This is a genomic window from Pseudomonas sp. KNUC1026, from assembly GCF_021650705.1.
Taxonomy (GTDB): Bacteria; Pseudomonadota; Gammaproteobacteria; order Pseudomonadales; family Pseudomonadaceae; genus Aquipseudomonas.
In genome coordinates, this window is record NZ_CP087138.1 from 3,865,108 (window position 1) to 3,883,781 (window position 18,674).

The 18,674-nt window shown below is 63.6% G+C and carries 19 protein-coding genes and 1 pseudogene; 8 read left to right on the top strand and 12 right to left on the bottom strand.

The window, feature by feature from the left end; all coding sequences use genetic code 11:
• Positions 1–87: 87 nt before the first annotated feature.
• The 5 genes from zapE (LN139_RS18155) to LN139_RS18170 all read left to right on the top strand — a co-directional run bounded on the left by zapE (LN139_RS18155) (position 88) and on the right by LN139_RS18170 (position 3,415).
• The gene (gene zapE / locus LN139_RS18155; protein WP_268944770.1) at positions 88–903 is read left to right on the top strand and encodes a cell division protein ZapE; all 816 of its coding nucleotides are present in this window, start codon (positions 88–90) and stop codon (positions 901–903) included.
• Positions 819–1,151, top strand: coding sequence for an AFG1/ZapE family ATPase (gene zapE / locus LN139_RS24945; RefSeq protein ID WP_268944881.1), 333 nt, complete (start codon positions 819–821; stop codon positions 1,149–1,151). The genes zapE (LN139_RS18155) and zapE (LN139_RS24945) overlap by 85 nt, the downstream gene beginning before the upstream one ends.
• A gap of 73 nt (positions 1,152–1,224) precedes the next feature.
• A complete protein-coding gene (locus tag LN139_RS18160; RefSeq protein ID WP_236355480.1) occupies positions 1,225–1,980 on the top strand; it encodes a sulfite exporter TauE/SafE family protein in 756 nt (251 codons plus the stop codon).
• A gap of 113 nt (positions 1,981–2,093) precedes the next feature.
• Positions 2,094–2,513 (top strand): polyribonucleotide nucleotidyltransferase, encoded by a 420-nt coding sequence (locus LN139_RS18165; protein ID WP_236355481.1) that lies wholly within the window; start codon positions 2,094–2,096, stop codon positions 2,511–2,513.
• Positions 2,513–3,415 (top strand): cation diffusion facilitator family transporter, encoded by a 903-nt coding sequence (locus tag LN139_RS18170; protein WP_236355482.1) that lies wholly within the window; start codon positions 2,513–2,515, stop codon positions 3,413–3,415. The genes LN139_RS18165 and LN139_RS18170 overlap by 1 nt, the downstream gene beginning before the upstream one ends.
• Here LN139_RS18170 and LN139_RS18175 read toward each other — a convergent pair.
• On the bottom strand, positions 3,400–4,431 hold the full coding sequence (locus tag LN139_RS18175) for a DUF6515 family protein (protein WP_236355483.1): 1,032 nt from the start codon (positions 4,429–4,431) through the stop codon (positions 3,400–3,402). The two genes, LN139_RS18170 and LN139_RS18175, sit on opposite strands and share 16 nt — an antisense overlap.
• A gap of 438 nt (positions 4,432–4,869) precedes the next feature.
• On the opposite strand from LN139_RS18175, the gene LN139_RS18180 reads away from it, so the two are divergent.
• On the top strand, positions 4,870–5,355 hold the full coding sequence (locus tag LN139_RS18180; RefSeq protein ID WP_097087183.1) for an Lrp/AsnC family transcriptional regulator: 486 nt from the start codon (positions 4,870–4,872) through the stop codon (positions 5,353–5,355).
• On the opposite strand, the gene LN139_RS18185 is transcribed toward LN139_RS18180, so the two are convergent.
• Both LN139_RS18185 and LN139_RS18190 read right to left on the bottom strand, forming a co-directional pair.
• Positions 5,346–5,948 carry a pseudouridine synthase gene (locus LN139_RS18185; RefSeq protein ID WP_236360505.1) on the bottom strand — a complete coding sequence of 201 codons (603 nt, stop codon included), beginning with the start codon at positions 5,946–5,948 and terminating at the stop codon, positions 5,346–5,348. The genes LN139_RS18180 and LN139_RS18185 overlap by 10 nt on opposite strands.
• A gap of 198 nt (positions 5,949–6,146) precedes the next feature.
• Positions 6,147–6,701, bottom strand: coding sequence for a DUF2780 domain-containing protein (locus LN139_RS18190; RefSeq protein ID WP_236355484.1), 555 nt, complete (start codon positions 6,699–6,701; stop codon positions 6,147–6,149).
• Positions 6,702–6,841: 140 nt separating this feature from the next.
• Between LN139_RS18190 and LN139_RS18195 the strand changes: the two genes are divergently transcribed.
• The gene (locus tag LN139_RS18195) at positions 6,842–7,660 is read left to right on the top strand and encodes an RHS repeat-associated core domain-containing protein (protein ID WP_236355485.1); all 819 of its coding nucleotides are present in this window, start codon (positions 6,842–6,844) and stop codon (positions 7,658–7,660) included.
• 88 nt (positions 7,661–7,748) lie between these two features.
• Here LN139_RS18195 and fdhA read toward each other — a convergent pair whose 3' ends face one another.
• From fdhA to glyA, 7 genes and pseudogenes are all read right to left on the bottom strand, one after another.
• Positions 7,749–8,948, bottom strand: a complete 1,200-nt coding sequence (gene fdhA, locus LN139_RS18200; protein ID WP_236355486.1) for a formaldehyde dehydrogenase, glutathione-independent — start codon at positions 8,946–8,948, stop codon at positions 7,749–7,751.
• 112 nt (positions 8,949–9,060) lie between these two features.
• Entirely contained in the window at positions 9,061–9,918 is an 858-nt protein-coding gene (gene purU / locus LN139_RS18205; protein WP_236355487.1) for a formyltetrahydrofolate deformylase, read from the bottom strand.
• Positions 9,919–9,928: 10 nt separating this feature from the next.
• Complete coding sequence (locus LN139_RS18210; RefSeq protein ID WP_236355488.1) at positions 9,929–10,561, bottom strand: sarcosine oxidase subunit gamma; 633 nt, start codon at positions 10,559–10,561, stop codon at positions 9,929–9,931.
• 63 nt (positions 10,562–10,624) lie between these two features.
• Positions 10,625–13,640 (bottom strand): annotated as a pseudogene (locus LN139_RS18215) (sarcosine oxidase subunit alpha).
• Positions 13,641–13,642: 2 nt separating this feature from the next.
• On the bottom strand, positions 13,643–13,966 hold the full coding sequence (locus LN139_RS18220) for a sarcosine oxidase subunit delta (RefSeq protein WP_097087166.1): 324 nt from the start codon (positions 13,964–13,966) through the stop codon (positions 13,643–13,645).
• A 15-nt stretch (positions 13,967–13,981) separates the two neighbouring features.
• A complete protein-coding gene (locus LN139_RS18225) occupies positions 13,982–15,232 on the bottom strand; it encodes a sarcosine oxidase subunit beta family protein (protein WP_236355489.1) in 1,251 nt (416 codons plus the stop codon).
• A 20-nt stretch (positions 15,233–15,252) separates the two neighbouring features.
• Positions 15,253–16,503 (bottom strand): serine hydroxymethyltransferase, encoded by a 1,251-nt coding sequence (glyA, locus tag LN139_RS18230; RefSeq protein WP_236355490.1) that lies wholly within the window; start codon positions 16,501–16,503, stop codon positions 15,253–15,255.
• A gap of 383 nt (positions 16,504–16,886) precedes the next feature.
• Here glyA and LN139_RS18235 point away from each other — a divergent pair, with 383 nt between their 5' ends.
• Positions 16,887–17,924 (top strand): threonine aldolase family protein, encoded by a 1,038-nt coding sequence (locus LN139_RS18235; protein ID WP_236355491.1) that lies wholly within the window; start codon positions 16,887–16,889, stop codon positions 17,922–17,924.
• Between the two features lie 150 nt (positions 17,925–18,074).
• Here LN139_RS18235 and LN139_RS18240 read toward each other — a convergent pair whose 3' ends face one another.
• Entirely contained in the window at positions 18,075–18,344 is a 270-nt protein-coding gene (locus LN139_RS18240) for a cell division protein ZapA (RefSeq protein WP_236355492.1), read from the bottom strand.
• Positions 18,341–18,571 (bottom strand): hypothetical protein, encoded by a 231-nt coding sequence (locus LN139_RS18245; protein WP_236355493.1) that lies wholly within the window; start codon positions 18,569–18,571, stop codon positions 18,341–18,343. The genes LN139_RS18240 and LN139_RS18245 overlap by 4 nt, the downstream gene beginning before the upstream one ends.
• Between the last annotated feature and the right edge of the window lie 103 nt (positions 18,572–18,674).

Below are 18,674 nucleotides of genomic sequence, written 5' to 3' on the forward strand. Positions count from 1 at the left end.
AGGCGCGCAGTATACGGCGTTGGCCAGCGCGATGGCCTGGCCGAACTGCGCTAAGATCAGCGCCGTGCACGCCATCAGGAACCCCTCATGCCCCATGTGAACGCCGAAGCGGTCATCGCCGATATCCAGGCCCAGGCGCAACGCCGTGGCTACACCCTCGATGAACAACAGAACGCTGCGGTGATTCGGCTCGGCGAGCTGGCCGCTGCATTGTCGCCGGCCTGGCTGGAGCGGTTGAAGAAGCCCAAAGGCGTGTACATCTGGGGGCCGGTGGGCCGGGGCAAGAGTTTCCTGCTCGATGCTTTTTTTTCCGCGCTGCCGATCACCGAGAAGCGGCGTGTGCACTTTCACGCCTTCTTTCGTGAGCTGCACGAACGCCAGTTCCAACATTCGAGCAGCGAACACGCCATGGAAGAGGCGCTGGAAGAAATGCTCCATGGCTGCAAGCTGCTGTGCTTCGACGAGTTCCACCTGCATGACATCGGCGATGCCATGCTGATCACGCGGTTCTTCAAGGCGCTGTTCAAGCGCGATTGCCTGCTGCTGACCACCTCCAACTACGCACCTGAAGGCCTGCTGCCCAACCCGCTGTACCACGAGCGCTTCCTGCCGAGCATTCGCCTGATCGAAGCGCGCATGGATGTGTTGTCGATTGCAGGCGGCGTGGACTACCGCACCCTGGCCACCGCCGAGCCCGACCCGTTCGGCAAGGGCGCGTTCGTCAGCCCCGCAGATGCAGGCCAGCGCCAGGCGCTGGGCTTGCCGGGGACGCCCCGGCGGCCGAGCGCCTGGCGATCAACCACCGTGAAATCAAAGTCATCAGCGCCGCCCAGGGCACCTTGCACATGCGCTTTGCCGACCTTTGCGAAGCGCCCACCGCGACCATGGACTACCTGGCGCTGATCAAGGCCTACCCGCGCTGGGTGATCGAGCAGGTACCGCGCATCTCCACGGCGTCGGCAGCCGCGCAGCAGCGTTTTCTCAACGTGGTCGACGTGCTCTACGACAACCGCTGCGAGCTCTACCTCAACAGCCCGTGGCCGCTGGAAGTGGCAGTGGACCACTGCGAGATCGCCGACATCGTGCGCACCCGCAGCCGGTTGTCGCAGCTACGGCAGATTGCCGAGGCCGAATCGGTAGCTATCAGCTGAGCACCTCCGGCAATGGCGTACTTTGGGTAGCATGGCCACGCCCACACCCGGTACGTGAAGGAACGCACCCCACATGACGGACCTGATTGCCCTCGGCCTGCCTGGCTACCTTGTGATCTTCGCGACCTTGCTGGTCGCCTACACCATCTTCGGCATCGCCGGCTTCGGCACGGCGCTGGTCGCAAGCCCTATCCTGGCGCTCTACGTGCCGGTATCGCAGATCGTCCCTTTGCTGGCGCTGCTGGACCTGGGCGCTGCCGTGGTGAACGTCAGCCGCGATGGGCGCCAGGCCAATTGGCAGGAGTTGCGCCGGCTGGTGCCGCTGATGATCGTGGGCAGCCTGATCGGCGCGGCGATCCTGCTCACTACACGGCCCGACTTTCTGCTGCTGGCGCTGGGCGTGTTCGTGGTGGGCTATTCGCTGTATTCCCTGAGCGGGCTCAAGCCCGACCGTGAGTTCAGCCCGCGCCATGCCCTACCCTTCGGCGCCATCGGCGGCGTGTTCAGCGCGCTGTTCGGCAGCGGTGGCTTCATCTACGCCATCTACCTGAGCGGGCGGCTGCGCGACAAGAACGCCTTGCGCATCACCCAGACCACGCTGATCGGCATGAGCACGCTGACACGCGTGGTGCTGTTCACCGTCGCCGGCGTCTACCTCGACACCCGCCTGCTGTGGCTGGCGCTGCTGCTGGCGCCGGGCATGCTGGTGGGCATCACCCTCGGCCGGCGGCTGACCCTGAAGATGTCCCGCGAGCAGTTTCTGAAGGTGATCAACCTGGTGGTGCTGGCGTCGGGGCTGATGCTGATCGGCCGCTACTTCACAGCGTGACGCTCAAGGGTAGAAGCGCAACGGCCACCACGGTATAACTGCGAACCGCGCCCCTGCCGGCGCGGTCTGAACCTCAGCCCTCCCCTGCGGCGCTTCGCTTTCTGGAGAATTTCATGCGCATTGCCCACCGTGTGATCGGCACCGCCCTGGTCGCCACCCTGCTCACTCAACTCACCGCCTGCGGCACCCTGTTCTGGCCCGACCGCCGTGGCCAGATCGACGGCAAGGTCGACCCGGTGGTGGCGGTGCTCGATGCCGTCGGCATCCTGTTCTATGTGATCCCGGGCCTGATCGCCTTTGGCGTCGACTTCGCCACAGGCGCGATCTACCTGCCCCACGGTACCCAGGCTCAGGTCGACCCGGCCAAGCTGCGCCCCGCCGTGAACCCCGACGGCAGCGTCGACAAAGCACGCCTGCAAACCATCCTCGAACAGGAACTGGGCCAGCACCTGCCGCTGAATGACCCGCGCCTGATCGAGCACAAAGGCAGCGTGCAGCAACTGGCGGCCTTCGGCCTGGTGCCTGCAGCCTGATGCCTGCCGCCACCGCCGACCGCCACGCTCGCCTGCTGCGCCTGGCCACCCGCGCCTCGCTGAGCGTGGCGAGCACCCTGATCGTGGCCAAGGCCGTTGCCTGGTATCTGAGCGGCTCGGTGAGCCTGCTGGCAGGCCTGACCGACTCGGTGCTGGACGGCGCTGCGTCGTTTCTCAACCTGCTGGCCATCCATTACGCGCTGCGCCCGGCCGACGACGACCATCGCTACGGCCACGGCAAGGCGGAGGCCCTGGCGGGTATGGGCCAGGCGCTGTTCATTGCCGTGAGTGCGGTGATCATCGCTGTGCAGGCGGCCGAGCGCCTGCACAGCCCCGAGCCTATCGGCGAAGCCGGGCTGGGCATCGCAGTCATGGTGCTGTCGCTGGTGCTGACCGTGGGCTTGCTGGTGATCCAGCACAAGGTGATCCGCGAAACCGGCTCGACCGCCGTGCGCGCCGACTCGCTGCATTACCGCTCCGACCTGATGCTCAACGGCAGCATTCTGGTAGCGCTGGTGCTGGCTGCTGCGGGCTTCCCTCAGCTCGACGCGCTGTTCGGCCTGGGCATTTCGGTATACATCCTTTGGAGCGCGGTGCAGATCGCCCGGGAAAGCATCGAGATCCTGATGGACAAGGAGCTGCCGCTGGATGTGAGCGAACAGATGATGGACCTGGCCTGCGCAGTGCCCGGCGTGCTGGGCGCGCATGACCTGCGCACGCGCGTGTCGGGCAACCATTGGTTCGTACAGTTGCATCTGGAGCTGCCGGGGCAACTGACGCTGTCGGCTGCACACGCGCTGTGCGAGCAGGCCGAGGCGGCCATCGTGGCGCAGTTCCCGAAGGCCGAGGTGCTGGTGCACGCCGACCCTCATGAAGTGCTCAAGCGTCAGTTGACGCCGTAGCCGCGCGTCACCAGGCAGTTCGCCAAAGTCTGCCGGTAGGTGTAGACCACCGCGTCAGCCGGGGCGTACGTAGCGGCGCGTGGGTCGAAACCGCTCTGCTGGGTCGCCCATTGCTGGCATTCGAAGCGATCACGCTCCAGTTGCTCCAGGCTCTGCCCGTTGCTTGGGTAAACCTGCACATCCCAGGTGTTTGCATTGGAAGCCACCGGCTGTGCGGGCACAGGCTCGCTGTAGGTTGCGTTGGCAGGCGGGTTGACCACCACGTAGTCCTGCTCGTTGTCCATCCACTGGTACCAGGTCCCGGCCGCCAGGAAGAACACAGAACCACCGATCCAGGTACGCGTGGCGTAGTCGGGCAGCGCACGGGTGCGGATGCCGTAAGGCGGCGTAACCACGACGTAGCGGCCAGCCTGCGGTTGATACCAATAACCGCCGGAGTAGTAGAAGTCCCGGCCGCCGTAGGGCACGCGCCAGTTCTGCCCCGGGAAGCGATCAATCATCTGCCCGGGGCGATAACGCGGCCCTGGGCCCCAACCATTGCCCCGGGGCGGGCCCCAACGGTCGTCACCACGGCGCTGGCCCGGGCCGCCCGCTTCGTAGCGGCGGTTTTGCGGCTGCAGGTCGCGGTAGTCGCCACGAATGGGAGGCTCGGTCTGGCGCACGCTGTCCGGATGGGGCTGCAGCGGGTTGCCGTTGCTGTAACCAGGCTGCGGCTGGCCACCATAGGGGTTGGCCTGCCAGCTCGGCGGCTGCGGTGCTGGCGGCTGGGTTTGCTGGAAACGCCCCATCGGCCCGCGCTGCTGCGGCTGAACCGGCTGTTGTGGTGGCTGCTGCGGCGCAGGCTGTGAAGGCCTGGGTGCCTGCGGCTGCGGCGTAGGGGTTTGCTGGAATCGACCGGCCGGCCCCTTGTTATCCTGGAACATGCCCGGCGGGCCGTTGGTGTCAGCCTGGGCGTGCCCTGCGATACAAAGGCTCAACAACCCGGCACTGGCCAGGCGCCACATGCTTGCGTTCATGGGACTGCTCATAGGGGAAAGGGGCATACCGGATAAGACTGGAAAAACCGAAGGCGGTTCGCCGCTACTCTACCAGCGCGCTGGCCGGGCGTATGGGCCGTGGCGCACATTTCATGCGGGCATAAAAAGGAAGGCTCAGGGCCTTCCTCGATCGATACGGCGTCCGGCTCAACGCTTGTGGCGCAGGCTCACCTCGCACCCTCTGCTGGGACGGTGCGCAGCCCGGTGGCCAGGCGCGGCCCTGTGGGGCCGGCGGCCGCGAAGGGCCCGCTAGGGCCGTTCGCTGTGGACGATTGTCCGGGCAGTGATTCTGTTGGAAATCTTAGGCCAGCCCCGCCGGCAGGTGTTTGCGAAGATTGCCGGGATAATCGGTACTTGCGCAATTTTTCGCTCAGCAATCATAATTCGACGCAATTGGTAAAAATTGAGGCCCTGCCCATGAGCAAGCTGGACCGCTACGACCTGAGCATTCTCGCCGAGCTGCAGCGCGATGCCCGTATTTCCAACCAGGAACTGGCCGAACGCATCGGCCTGTCGCCCTCGCCCTGTTCGCGGCGGGTCAAGCAGTTGGAGGACGACGGCTACATCTCGCGCCAGGTCGCCCTGCTGGACCGCAAGAAACTGGGCCTGAGCCTGACTGCCTACGTGTTCATCGGCATGGATCGCCATACCCCGGAGCGCTTCGAGAAGTTCGAGTCGATCATCCGCGGCCTGCCGCAGGTGCTGGAATGCAGCCTGGTAACCGGGATGGACGCCGACTACCAGCTCAAGGTGGTGGTGCAGGACATGGACCACTACCAGCAGCTGCTGTTGGGCCACCTCACGCGCATCGAAGGGGTGACCAGCGTGCGTTCGAGCTTCGTGCTCAATCAGGTGCTGGCCAGCACCGAAATGCCTCTTACCCACCTGCGCAATCAGAGCTGAGGGGCAACCTCGCGCCACTGCCCCGGCTGCAAGCCGTCGAGTGCGTACGGGCCGATGCGCACCCGCACCAGGCGCAGCGTAGGCAGCCCCACAGCGGCGGTCATGCGCCGCACCTGGCGGTTGCGCCCCTCACGGATCACCAGCTCCAGCCAAGCCGTAGGGATACTTTTGCGAAAACGCACTGGTGGGTTGCGCTCCCACAGCTCAGGCGCCTCCAGCCGGCGGCACTCTGCTGGCAGGGTCGGGCCGTCGTTGAGCTGTACGCCCTGGGCCAACTGCCGGATTTGCTCGTCGGTCGGCTCACCTTCAACTTGCACCCAGTAGGTTTTCGGCAGCTTGTGCTTCGGGTCGGCGATACGTGCCTGCAGCCGGCCGTCATTGGTGAGCAGCAGCAGGCCTTCACTATCGCGATCCAGCCGGCCGGCGGGGTAAACGCCGGGGACGTCGACGAAGTCCTTGAGGGTGGCGCGGCCGGCTTCGTCGTTGAATTGGGTGAGCACGTCGAAGGGCTTGTTCAGCAGCAGCAGGCGCGGGCTGGCCGGCGGGGCCTTGGGCGTGCGGCGTTTGAATGGCGGGCGTGAGGGGGCGGGCATGGTCTGGGGCAGGTCGGCTTTTGAAGCGAGTAGCTTAAGCAGCAAGGCCGGGGGCAGCAAGGCAGCCCTCAGCATCTTCGCGTCGCGCGGCAAGCCGCACTCCTACGCGGTGAACTGGGCCTGTCAAGGTAGGAGCGTGGCTGGCCACGCGACGCGATGATCTTCCAGCCACCCAAACCATCTTGAATATCTACCGGCTCAGCCCTTGGTCCCCCAAATCGAAGCCAGGCTCTGCAAGGTCGAGCCACTGGTGCCCTGTTGCCCCAGGTATTGCAGGATGATCGGTGCGAACTGCCCGATCATGCCACTGTTCATGCCCAGCTGGCCGAAGGCACTGCTCATATCCCCTTGAGACTGCACATTGCCCAGCGCCTTGCTCAGGCCGGCGGATTTGCCCGACTGGCCCAACAGCCCGGAAAGCCCCTCCAGCCCGCCGAGCGCGTTGTTGCCCGACAACTGATCCAGCCCCGGCACCTTCTGCGTCAGCTCCGCATACTGCGACGGCTGCAACTTGTTCCGGGCAAGGCCCAGCATGGCACCTGTGCCGCCGACAGCCTGTTCTGGCGTGACGTTGAGCTGGGTACCTAGGGTATTGAGCAAACCGGCTGCCTTGGGCGAAGCCGCAACGGCGGCACCGTTCTGATTGCCGTTCTGCAAGGTCGAGGCGGCATTCACGGCGTCGTTGAGGTTGAAGGCGAAGGCAGGAGTAATGAGAAACAACGAAGCGGTAGCGATGAGTTCCTTGAATTTCATTTGTAAAACCTGAGGTGCGGTTTGAATCATTCAGGCCATTTCTGCTTTGAAAAGTTCCTTTCGAAATAACCAGCCCAACACCTACTGCCGCCAGAGTAGCTATTCTCCATGATTTAAAGAACGATTAAAGATTGATCCATATGAAAACTCAACATCAAACGACCTACTTTGTGAAAGTTGACCCCCAGTGCACCAGCATTCATGGAAAATTTACGCCTTTCGGCTTTACAGGGCACGCACACAGAGCGCTAACATTCGCTTCAATTCGCGTTCAGGCCGCTGATTCGATTTATCCTTTAGGCAACGGCTTTAGAATATACAGTCCTTCATTACAACGAATTTTGCAGCCTGATTCGACTGGCCCTTTCAGGGCAGCACTAAATTCATATGTTTACTGCGAGCAAGATCCCGTCAATCGACAGGACCCAAGTGGAAGAAATTCTATTTTCAATTGGCTGTATAGAAAAGGAGCTCGCCTTTGGGCCGGGAAATATAAAACCGGCACCAAGATCTCAGCCACTGAACATCTTGAAATGGGCGAAGCTTTGAGTGACTTATGGATTTCTCCCAAAAAAGTCGGAGCACCGCGCCTGATTGATCGACAGAGTTCAGAGCTCGCTTTTGATTTAGGCAATTTCCAAAGTCATAACACCTTGATAAATCTTCACTCAGCCTCAGAATTCAAAAAACTGAAAATCAAAACAACCAGGAAATTTACCTACCACGATAGTTACGACTTTCTAGTGCTCAAAGAGCATGACGACAGCGTGACACACGCGGTCATTGGCCACCATTCGGCGTCACCAGTCATCAGTGCCGGATACCTTACCCGTGTTTCTGAAAGCAGTTGGGAGATCAGTAATCACTCCGGGCACTTCCTCCCTGGCCTGGACACCTTGGAGTGGGTCAGAGACCACATCATAGGACTGGGTTTCAAGGCAGAAATACGAGGATATTGAGTTACGCGCCATCAAACATCAAATTTGTAGACCGCTAAAAACTCAAAGAAGCATGGCCGCTCTTGCAGGACAAGGGCGGCCAATTCAGTCAAGCCGCGCTGAACATCTTGTGCGGGTCGATCACAAACTTCTTCGGCACGCCCGCATCGAACTCGCCGTAACCCTGCGGTGCCTGGTCCAGGCTGATCACCTGCACGCCCACCACTTCAGCGATATTGATGCGGTCCCACATGATCGCCTGCATCAGCGCGCGGTTGTACTTCATCACCGGGGTCTGGCCGGTGTGGAAGCTGTGCGACTTCGCCCAGCCCAGGCCGAAGCGAATGCTCAGCGCGCCGACTTTGGCGGCGGCATCGACGGCGCCCGGGTCTTCGGTCACGTACAGGCCAGGGATGCCGATCTTGCCGGCCACACGGGTCACCTGCATCAGCGAGTTGAGCACAGTGGCCGGGGCCTCGCTTTTGGCACCTTCGTGGCCGTGGCCGCGGGCTTCGAAGCCCACTGCGTCGACCGCGCAGTCCACTTCAGGCTCGCCGAGGATATCGACGATCTGCTCGTGCAGCGGGGTGTCCTTGGACAGGTCGACCACTTCGAAACCCTGCGCCTTGGCGTGGGCCAGGCGAGCAGGGTTGAGATCGCCGACGATCACCACAGCCGCGCCCAGCAGGCGAGCCGAAGCGGCAGCGGCCAGGCCGACCGGGCCGGCACCCGCAACGTACACAGTGCTGCCTGGGCCAACACCGGCCGTTACAGCGCCGTGGTAACCGGTGGGCAGGATGTCCGAAAGGCAGGTCAGGTCACGGATCTTTTCCATGGCCTTGTCGCGGTTAGGCAGCTTGAGGAGGTTGAAGTCGGCGTAAGGCACCAGTACGAATTCGGCCTGGCCGCCGGTCCAGTCGCCCATGTCGACGTAGCCGTAGGCACCACCGGCACGGGCCGGGTTGACGGTCAGGCACACGCCGGTGTGCTGCTCTTTGCACGAGCGGCAACGGCCGCAGGCAACGTTGAAGGGAACAGAAACCAGGTCGCCGATTTTCAGGTTCTCGACGTCCGAGCCCTTTTCGATGACTTCACCGGTGATTTCGTGGCCGAGCACAAGGCCGACCTGGGCAGTGGTGCGGCCGCGGACCATGTGCTGGTCGGAGCCGCAAATGTTGGTGGAAACGACGCGCAGGATCACACCATGCTCGATCTTGCGGCCGCGCGGGTCTTGCATTTTCGGGTAGTCGATATTGCGTACCTCGACCTTGCCAGCGCCCAGATACACCACTCCGCGGTTGCCAGACATGCTTTCACCTCGCTGTTGTTGTTGCGTGCAGACACTCACAGAATCGCAGTTCGCCAACGCCGGAACATTGCCGATCCCGACATCAGCGTAGCCAAAGGCACCACTTGCGCCGTTAAAGAACGACCGTACGGTTGGCGTTGAGAAACACCCGGCGCTCGATGTGGTAACCCACCGCCCGCGCCAGGGTCAGGCACTCGATGTCGCGGCCCTTGGCGATCAGGTCTTCGGGGTAGTGGCTGTGGTCCACCACCTCCACGCCCTGAGCGATGATCGGGCCCTCGTCCAGGTCGTTGTTGATGTAGTGCGCCGTTGCCCCGACCATCTTCACGCCCTTGTTGTAGGCCTGATGGTAAGGCTTGGCGCCCTTGAAGCCGGGCAGCAACGAGTGATGGATGTTGATGGCCCAGCCGTCCAGGCGCCGGCACAACTCAGGCGAAAGCACCTGCATGTAGCGGGCGAGAATCACCAGCTCTGCGCCGGTGCGCTCGATCACCTCGACGACCTGGCGCTCTTGTGCGGGCTTATCGTTAGGGTCGAGCGGGAAATGGTAGTAAGGGATCGAATGCCAACGCGCCAGCGGCTCCAGGTCCGGGTGGTTGGAGACCACCGCGACCACGTCCATGGCCAGTTGACCAATGCGCTGGCGGTACAGCAAATCGTTCAGGCAGTGGTCGGCCTTGGAGACCATGATCACCACCTTGGGCCGGTACTGCGGCGGCACCAGCTCGAAAATCATGCCAAAGGCCTGGCCACGCTCGGCCAGGCTCTGGCGGAACACCTGCTCGTCGAAGCCGGTGGGCTGGCGAAACTCCACGCGAATGAAGAAGCGCCCGCTCAGGCGGTCGTCGAACGAGTGGTGCTCGGTCACGTAGCAGCCCTGTTCGAACAGGAACCGCGTCACCGCGTCCACCGTTCCCAGCCGGCTGGGGCAGTCGGCGGTGAGAATCCAGGTATCGGGTGCGCGGCTCATGGGCAGCTCCTTATTCGACGATGGCCAGGCCGTATTCGGCGGAGGCATCCTGCAGCCACAACCACCAGTAGTCCGAGAAGCTGCGGCGAATTACCAGCTCCCAGGTGTCCTCGCCCATGCGGCGGATCACCAGTTGCGACTTGGCGAACACCGTGCCGATGCCTTTGCCTACCGGGAAGTTGCTTGGGTGCACGTCATAGCTGGTGGACTTTTTAAGTACGTCCACCACGTTCGGCCCGGTCAGTTCCAGCAGGCTCTGCCCGCCGCTGACGTTGACCACCTGAATGTGCTGGCCGGCCAGCGCGTCGCGCAGGCCTTGTTCAAGGGCCAGCTCTTCGCCACGCGGGCAGATCAGCAGCCACTCGTCCGGGCCCATCCATTGCAGCGAAAGCCGCTCATTGGCCACCACTGCCAGCGCACCCGGCAGCTCCAGGCCCAGGGCCTTGTGCACGCCTTCGGCGAAAGCAGAGTCATGGCCATCACCGCGCAGGGTCAGGTGGCCGAGCAGTTGTCTGTGGCGCAGGGTCACGCCTGCGTTCTTGCGACCTTTGCCGACCAGGCTGGGCAGGTCGGCATGGTGCAGCGGGGACTCGACCTTGACGTCATCGCCCGGGCGCTGCTGGTAAACATTGGCTGTGCTCATCTTCGACACCTTCACAAATCGTGGAACACCCCGGCCTGCCAAGGCCGGCCGGGGCGCCTGGGCTTATACGTTCTGCCGTTCGTTTTTCGGGTCGACGAACACCGACGAGCAGATCTCTGCCTCGATGTTGGTGCCATCGGCCATCGGCGCCCACACCCGCTCACCCATGCGCTTGAGGCCACCCTTGACCACGGCCAGGGCGAAGGAGCGGCCCAGGGTCGAGCTCATGTAGCTGGAAGTCACGTGGCCGACCATGTCCATCGGAATCGACTGTTTGGTGTCGAACACCAGCTGCGCGCCCTCCGGTAGTACCTTGTTCGGGTCCACAGGCTTGAGGCCCACCAGCTGCTTGCGGTTCTCGCGCACGCAGTCTTCGCGGTTCATGCCGCGCCAGCCGATCCAGGAGAACGGCTTGTTACGGCCAACGCACCAGCCCATGTTCAGGTCGTCCGGGGTTACCGAGCCGTCGGTGTCCTGGCCGACGATGATGAAGCCCTTCTCGGCCCGCAGCACGTGCATGGTTTCGGTGCCGTACGGGGTCAGGTTGTACTTCTTGCCCGCCTCGGCGATTTTTTCCAGCACGCCCATCGCGTAGTCGGCCTGGATGTTCACCTCGTAGGAAAGCTCGCCGGTGAAGGAAATCCGGAACACACGGGCCGGCACGCCGGCAACCTTGCCTTCCTTCCAGGTCATGAACGGGAAAGCGTCCTTGTCCAGATCGATATCGGTCACTTCGGCCAGCAGCTTGCGGCTGTTGGGGCCAGAGAGCGTCAGGGTGGCCCAGTGGTCGGTCACCGACGTGAACCACACTTTCAGCTCAGGCCATTCGGTCTGGTGGTAGATCTCCAGCCACTGCAACACGCGGGCGGCGCCGCCGGTGGTGGTGGTCATCAGGAAGTGGTTCTCGGCAAGGCAGGCGGTCACACCGTCGTCGAAGACCATGCCGTCTTCCTTGCACATCAGGCCATAACGGGCCTTGCCCACGTCCAGCTTGGTCCAGGCGTTGGTGTACACGCGGTTGAGGAACTCGCGCGCATCCGGGCCCTGGATGTCGATCTTGCCCAGGGTGGAGGCATCGAGCAGGCCGACGCTGTCACGCACAGCCTTGCACTCGCGGGCCACAGCGGCGTGCAGGTCTTCGCCACGCTTGGGAAGTACCACGGGCGCTTCCACTGGCCGACGTCCTCGAACTCGGCGCCATTGCGCACATGCCAGGCATGCAGCGCGGTGAAGCGCACCGGCTCGAAGATGTGACCGCAGTGGCGGCCGGCCACGGCACCGAAGGTGACCGGGGTGTAGTTGGGGCGGAACATCGTGGTGCCCATCTCGACGATCGAGATGCCGCGGCTGCGGGCCGCGATCGCCAGGCCGTTGATGTTGCTCAGCTTGCCCTGGTCGGTGCCGAAGCCCAGCGCGGTGTAGCGTTTGACGTGCTCGACCGACTCGAAGCCTTCGCGGGTGGCCAGCTCGATGGCGGCAGCGGTCACGTCGTTCTGTTGGTCGACGAACTGCTTGGGCGCACGTGCGGTGCCTTTGTCGTGCGGCACCTGAAACAGCGCCAGCGTTGGTTCTTCAGGTTTGGAGAGCACCTTGGGCAGCGTGCCCTCGACGATCTTGAAGCCGGCTTCGGCAGCGGCGCGGGCGCCCCCTTCGAAACCGTCGGCCAGTGCGTCGCCCAGCGGGTACACGCCGTTGATGCCGCCGACGCACACGCGTTTTTGCGGTGCTTCGGTGGGCACGAAGCCGAGGATGTCTTCACGCCAGGCCGGGCGGCCGCCCAGGTGCGAGGCCAGGTGAACCACCGGGCTGTAGCCGCCGGAGCTGGCGATCAGGTCGCAGTCGAGCCATTCACCATTGCTGGTGACCTTCATGGCCTTGGCGTCGATGGTGGCCACGCGGGCACCGCTCACACGCTTGGTGCCACGGGCCTCGATCACCGCGCAGCCGGTGAGGATACGCACGCCACGGGCACGGGCTTCCTCGACCAGCGCACCACGCGGGTTGCTGCGGGCATCGGCCACGGCGACCACTTGCAGGCCAGCGTCCACCCAGTCGAGCACGACGCGGTAGGCGTGGTCGTTGTTGGTCGACAGCACCAGTTTCTTGCCAGGCGCCACGCCATAACGGCGCACATACACCGACACGGCGCCAGCGAGCATGTTGCCCGGCACGTCGTTGTTGCCGTACACCAGCGGCCGCTCGTGGGCGCCGGTGGCCAGCACCACGCGCTTGGCACGGACACGGTGCACGCGCTGGCGAACCTGGCCGATCGGGCGCGGTCGCCCAAGTGGTCGGTCAGGCGCTGGTGGATAGTCAGGAAGTTGTGGTCGTGGTAGCCGTTCACGGTGGAACGCGGCAGCAGGGTCACTTCTGGCAGTTTGGCCAGTTCGCTGATCACGCCGGCAACCCATTCGCTGGCAGGTTTGCCGTCGAGGGTTTCACGGGTGTCGAGCAGGCTGCCGCCGAACTCTTCCTGCTCGTCGGCCAGGATCACGCGCGCACCGCTGCGTGCGGCAGCCAGGGCAGCGGCGAGGCCGGCAGGGCCGGAGCCGACCACCAGCACGTCACAGTGCTGGTTCATGTAGTCGTAGGTGTCCGGATCGTTCTCGGTCGGCGAACGGCCCAGGCCCGCCGCCTTGCGGATGTACTTCTCGTACGTCATCCAGAAGGACTTGGGATACATGAAGGTCTTGTAGTAGAAGCCGGGAGGCATCATCTTGCCGCCGACCTTGCCCAGGATGCCCATCATGTCGGTGTTGACGTTCGGCCAGCCGTTGGTGCTGGAGGCCACCAGGCCCGAGTACAGCGCCTGTTGGGTCGCGCGCACGTTGGGGATCTGGGTGGCTTCGGTGGAGCCGATCTGCAGCACAGCGTTGGGCTCTTCGGCACCGGCGGCGATGATGCCGCGCGGGCGCGAGTACTTGAAGCTGCGGCCGATGATGTCCACACCGTTGGCCAGCAGGGCCGAGGCCAGCGTGTCACCCTCGTAGCCGGTGTAGCTCTGGCCGTTGAAGTTGAAGGAGAGCTTCTTGTTGCGGTCGATGCGACCGCCATTGGACAGACGATTGACTTGGCTCATGCCTATTCCTCCCGCGCCGCTGATTCAGGCACGGCTGCAGCCGGTTTGGCGGTCACCTGAGGTTTCTCGCCGATCTTGTAGGTTTCCAGAATCTCGTAGGTCACGGTGTCACGGGTGACGTTGAAGTACTGGCGGCAGCCAGCGACGTGATCCCACAGCTCATGGTGAATCCCGCGCGGGTTGTCGCGGAAGAACATGTAGGTGCCCCACTCCTGGTCGGAGCAGGCGTTGGGGTCCAACGGCCGGGCGATGTGCGCCTGGCCCGAGGCATGAAACTCTTCCTCGGACCGCAGCTCGCCGCAATGGGGGCAGAAAATCTGCAACATGAATGGCTGCTCCTGTTAGTGGGCGACGGCGGCGGCGCCGTGTTCGTCGATGAGCGCACCGTTGTAGAAACGGTCCATGGAAAACGGCGCGGCGATCGGGTGCATCTCGCCCTTGGCCAGGCTTGCAGCGAACACGTTGCCCGAGCCCGGGGTGGCCTTGAAGCCGCCAGTGCCCCAGCCGCAGTTGAAGAACAGGTTCTTCACCGGGGTCTTGGAGATGATCGGGCAGGCGTCCGGGCAGGTGTCGACGATGCCGCCCCATTGGCGGTTCATGCGCACCCGCGAGAGCACCGGGAACATCTCGACGATGGCCTGGATAGCGTGCTCGATGATCGGGTAGGAGCCGCGCTGGCCGTAGCCGACCCAGCCGTCGATACCGGCGCCGATCACCAGGTCGCCCTTGTCGGACTGGCTGATGTAGCCGTGCACGGCGTTGGACATGATCACGCTGTCGATGATGGGTTTGATCGGCTCGGACACCAGCGCTTGCAGCGGGTGGGATTCCAGCGGCAGGCGGAAGCCCGCCAGCTTGGCCATGTGCCCGGAGTTGCCTGCGGTCACCACACCGACGCGCTTGGCACCGATGAAGCCTTTGGTGGTTTCCACACCGATCACGGTGTTGTTTTCCTTGCGAAAGCCGATCACTTCGGTTTCCTGGATCAGGTCGACGCCCAGCGCGTCGGCCGCCCGGGCGAAGCCCCAGGCCACGGCATCGTGGCGGGCCACGCCACCGCGGCGCTGCACGGTGGCGCCCAGTACCGGGTAGCGGGTGTTCTTGGAGCAGTCCAGGTACGGGATTTCAGCCGCTACCTGCTCGGTGTTGAGCAGTTCACCGTCTACACCGTTAAGGCGGTTGGCGCTGACGCGGCGTTCCGAATCACGGATGTCCTGCAGGGTGTGGCACAGGTTGTACACACCGCGCTGGGAGAACATCACGTTGTAGTTCAGGTCCTGCGACAGGCCTTCCCACAGTTTCATGGCGTGCTCGTAGAGCTTGGCCGACTCGTCCACCAGGTAGTTCGAACGCACGATGGTGGTGTTGCGGGCGGTGTTGCCGCCGCCCAGCCAGCCCTTCTCGACCACCGCCACGTTGGTGATGCCGTGTTCCTTGGCCAGGTAGTAGGCCGTGGCCAGGCCGTGGCCGCCACCGCCGACGATCACCACGTCGTAGACTTTCTTGGGCACCGGCGTGCGCCACATGCGCTGCCAGTTCTCGTGGTGGCTCAGGGAATGCTTGAAGAGGCCGAAGCCTGAATAACGTTGCATGCTCGTTTACTCCAGCAGGCTCAGCGGTAAACCGGGAATTCGGCGCACAGGGCCGCGACGTTGCGGGCAACGTCAGCTTCCACATCGGCGTCACCGAGGTTGTCGAGGATGTCGCAGATCCAGCCGGCCAGTTTCACGCACTGCTCGACCTTGAAGCCGCGGCTGGTGACGGCCGGGGTACCGATGCGCAGGCCCGAGGTCACGAACGGCGATTGCGGGTCGTTGGGCACCGCATTCTTGTTCACGGTGATGTGCGCGCGGCCCAGGGCAGCGTCAGCATCCTTGCCGGTCAGGCCCTGGCGAATCAGGCTGACCAGGAACAGGTGGTTCTTGGTACCGCCGGACACCACGTCGTAGCCACGTTCGATGAACACACCGGCCATGGCCTCGGCGTTATCGATCACTTGTTGCTGGTAGGTCTTGAAGCCAGGCTCCAGCGCTTCCTTGAAGCACACGGCCTTGCCGGCGATCACGTGCATCAGCGGGCCGCCCTGGGCGCCAGGGAACACGGCTGCGTTGAGCTTTTTCTCGATGTCGGCGTTGGCCTTGGCCAGGATCAGGCCGCCACGCGGGCCGCGCAGGGTCTTGTGGGTGGTAGTGGTGACCACGTCAGCGAACGGAATCGGGTTGGGGTACAGGCCAGCGGCTACCAGGCCGGCAACGTGGGCCATGTCGACGAACAGCAGCGCGCCCACTTTGTCGGCGATGGCGCGGAAGCGGGCGAAGTCCAGCACCTGCGAGTAGGCAGAGAAACCGGCCACGATCATCTTGGGCTTGTGCTCGTCAGCCAGGCGCTCGACTTCGTCGTAGTCGATCAGGCCTTTTTCGTCGATGCCGTACTGCACGGCGTTGTAGAGCTTGCCCGACGAGCTGACCTTGGCGCCGTGGGTCAGGTGGCCGCCGTGGGCAAGGCTCATGCCCAGGAGGGTGTCGCCGGCTTGCAGCAGCGCCAGGTACACCGCGGCGTTGGCCGAGGAACCGGAGTGCGGCTGGACGTTGGCGTAGTCTGCGCCGAACAGTTGCTTGGCGCGGTCGATGGCCAGTTGCTCGACCACGTCTACGTGCTCGCAACCGCCGTAGTAGCGCTTGCCCGGGTAGCCTTCGGCGTACTTGTTGGTCAGGCCGGTGCCTTGGGCTTCCATCACGCGCTTGCTGGTGTAGTTCTCCGAGGCGATCAGCTCGATGTGGTCTTCCTGGCGCTGTTCTTCGGCATTGATGGCCTTGAGCAGTTCGTCGTCGTAACCCTTGATGGTGTCTTGCTTGCTGAACATCGCTGATCTCCTGGCGGCGCCTTCGGGGCCTGTTATGAGGAAGGCCCAGCGCACGGCAGGGGCCCTTGCCAGCGATGTTAGGGCCAGCCCTTCCCTATCAGATGCCTGCCCGCGCCACGCACCGGCGCATTTACGACATGCCATGCAAGGGCGTGCCTGCAACGCCCTGCGGCAGGGCTTGAGGCGGCTCAAAGCCCGTTATTCCAGTGGCTCGGGGCCCTGAACGGGCCTTCTGCCATTGCTTCGAGACGGTGCGGCGTGGCGCCGCAGGCGCCGAAAAGCGACATTCTGAAGCGGCCAGTCGCCCCGCGCGCAGCAGATGGGTAGGATAGGCCCTCGCCCGGCTCACGAGGCCTGGCTACACGAACCACAGGGAATGGCCGATGAACAACAACAGCCAGCAGTTCGCCAGCGACAACTATTCAGGCATCTGCCCTGAAGCCTGGGCCGCCATGCAGGCAGCCAACCAGGGCCACCAGCGCGCCTATGGCGACGACGAATGGACCGCCCGCGCCGCCAACCACTTTCGCCGGATTTTCGAAACCGACTGCGAAGTGTTCTTCGCCTTCAACGGCACCGCCGCCAACTCCCTGGCCCTGGCGGCGCTGTGCCAGAGCTACCACAGCGTGATCTGCGCCGAGAGCTCGCACGTCGAAACCGACGAATGCGGGGCGCCGGAGTTCTTCTCCAACGGCTCCAAGCTGCTGACGGCCAACACTGTAGACGGCAAGCTCAGCAGCGAAGCGATCCGTGAGGTTGCGCTCAAGCGCCAGGACATTCATTACCCAAAGCCACGGGTGGTGACGCTGACCCAGTCCACCGAAGTGGGCACGGTCTACCAACCCGCCGAGCTGGCACAGATCAGTGCGACCTGCCGGGAGCTGGGCCTGCACCTGCACATGGATGGGGCTCGGTTCAGCAACGCTTGCGCGTCGCTCGGCTGCACGCCAGCGGAGCTGACCTGGAAAGCGGGCGTGGACGTGCTGTGCTTCGGTGGCACCAAGAACGGCATGGCGGTGGGCGAGGCCATCCTGTTCTTCAACCATGAGTTGGCCGAAGACTTCGACTATCGCTGCAAACAGGCTGGGCAACTGGCCTCGAAGATGCGCTTCCTGTCAGCGCCCTGGGTAGGCCTGCTCGAGGACGGGGCCTGGCTGCGCTATGGCGCGCATGCCAATGATTGCGCACAGCTGCTTGCCACTCTGATCGCGGATGTGCAGGGGGTGGAGTTGATGTTCCCGGTCGAGGCCAACGGAGTGTTTCTGCAGATGCCGGAGCCGGCAATCGAAGCGCTGCGCGCCCGCGGCTGGCGCTTTTACACCTTCATTGGCGGGGCTGCGCGCTTCATGTGTTCCTGGGATACCGAGGAGCACAGGGTGCGGGAGCTGGCGGCGGATATTCGGGCGGTGATGGCTGCCTGACCCGCGCACTGGGTGGGAGGCCGGCTTGCCGGGCGCCGTGCAACGGGCGACAAGCTGATCGAGAAGGCCCCGTCGCGCGGCAAGCCGCCCTCCCACTTTCTGAACCGCACCGCCGAACCTTAGTGGGAGGCCGGCTCGCCGGGCGACGGCCTAGCGCTGCTCCAGCGTACGCTCGAGATCTTCGACCGTGCTGTCGACCTGCTGGCGGGCCTCGATCAACTGTGAACACAGATTCATTGCCGTCAGCACCAGCAAGCGGTCCCCTACCAGGCTGGGAAACTGCTTCTTGGTGGAGGCAAGGACCTCCTGCAGCATCTGTGCAGCCTGAAGCAGTGTTTGCTCCCCGCCAGGCGGGGCCTTGAGCGTGTAGTCGTGATCCAGAATGGTCACGACTTCAGTGCGCTCGTATCGGTCGGTCATGCCGTCACCGCCCCGGGTGACGCCCGATCGATCAGCGCCTGAATGCGCGCGGCGGTAGCGCCTTGTTGCTCTTCCTGCTCCAGCAGCGACAGTTGCAGGGTGTCGTTCTCTTCTCGGGCCTGGGCCAACTGGGCATTCAATTCGCCGTTGCTGTGCTCCAGCGCCTGGTTACGCTGCAGCAGTTCATTGACGAGTGTTTCCAGATGATTCAGAGACGCTTCCAACATAATGATTTCCCGGGTTTTTCAGGTGTTTAGCAAGGCGGCTACCATAGTAAAAAAGCCTCTGCGTAGCCAGCCAACTTCCGACACATCCGGATGATTTCATTGT

Coding starts and splice junctions, on each gene's coding strand:
- zapE (WP_268944770.1), top strand. CDS start 88: ATGCCCCATGTGAACGCCGAAGCGGTCATCGCCGATATCCAGGCCCAG.
- LN139_RS18160 (WP_236355480.1), top strand. CDS start 1,225: ATGACGGACCTGATTGCCCTCGGCCTGCCTGGCTACCTTGTGATCTTC.
- LN139_RS18165 (WP_236355481.1), top strand. CDS start 2,094: ATGCGCATTGCCCACCGTGTGATCGGCACCGCCCTGGTCGCCACCCTG.
- LN139_RS18170 (WP_236355482.1), top strand. CDS start 2,513: ATGCCTGCCGCCACCGCCGACCGCCACGCTCGCCTGCTGCGCCTGGCC.
- LN139_RS18175 (WP_236355483.1), bottom strand. CDS start 4,431: ATGAACGCAAGCATGTGGCGCCTGGCCAGTGCCGGGTTGTTGAGCCTT.
- LN139_RS18180 (WP_097087183.1), top strand. CDS start 4,870: ATGAGCAAGCTGGACCGCTACGACCTGAGCATTCTCGCCGAGCTGCAG.
- LN139_RS18185 (WP_236360505.1), bottom strand. CDS start 5,948: ATGCCCGCCCCCTCACGCCCGCCATTCAAACGCCGCACGCCCAAGGCC.
- LN139_RS18190 (WP_236355484.1), bottom strand. CDS start 6,701: ATGAAATTCAAGGAACTCATCGCTACCGCTTCGTTGTTTCTCATTACT.
- LN139_RS18195 (WP_236355485.1), top strand. CDS start 6,842: ATGAAAACTCAACATCAAACGACCTACTTTGTGAAAGTTGACCCCCAG.
- fdhA (WP_236355486.1), bottom strand. CDS start 8,948: ATGTCTGGCAACCGCGGAGTGGTGTATCTGGGCGCTGGCAAGGTCGAG.
- purU (WP_236355487.1), bottom strand. CDS start 9,918: ATGAGCCGCGCACCCGATACCTGGATTCTCACCGCCGACTGCCCCAGC.
- LN139_RS18210 (WP_236355488.1), bottom strand. CDS start 10,561: ATGAGCACAGCCAATGTTTACCAGCAGCGCCCGGGCGATGACGTCAAG.
- LN139_RS18220 (WP_097087166.1), bottom strand. CDS start 13,966: ATGTTGCAGATTTTCTGCCCCCATTGCGGCGAGCTGCGGTCCGAGGAA.
- LN139_RS18225 (WP_236355489.1), bottom strand. CDS start 15,232: ATGCAACGTTATTCAGGCTTCGGCCTCTTCAAGCATTCCCTGAGCCAC.
- glyA (WP_236355490.1), bottom strand. CDS start 16,503: ATGTTCAGCAAGCAAGACACCATCAAGGGTTACGACGACGAACTGCTC.
- LN139_RS18235 (WP_236355491.1), top strand. CDS start 16,887: ATGAACAACAACAGCCAGCAGTTCGCCAGCGACAACTATTCAGGCATC.
- LN139_RS18240 (WP_236355492.1), bottom strand. CDS start 18,344: ATGACCGACCGATACGAGCGCACTGAAGTCGTGACCATTCTGGATCAC.
- LN139_RS18245 (WP_236355493.1), bottom strand. CDS start 18,571: ATGTTGGAAGCGTCTCTGAATCATCTGGAAACACTCGTCAATGAACTG.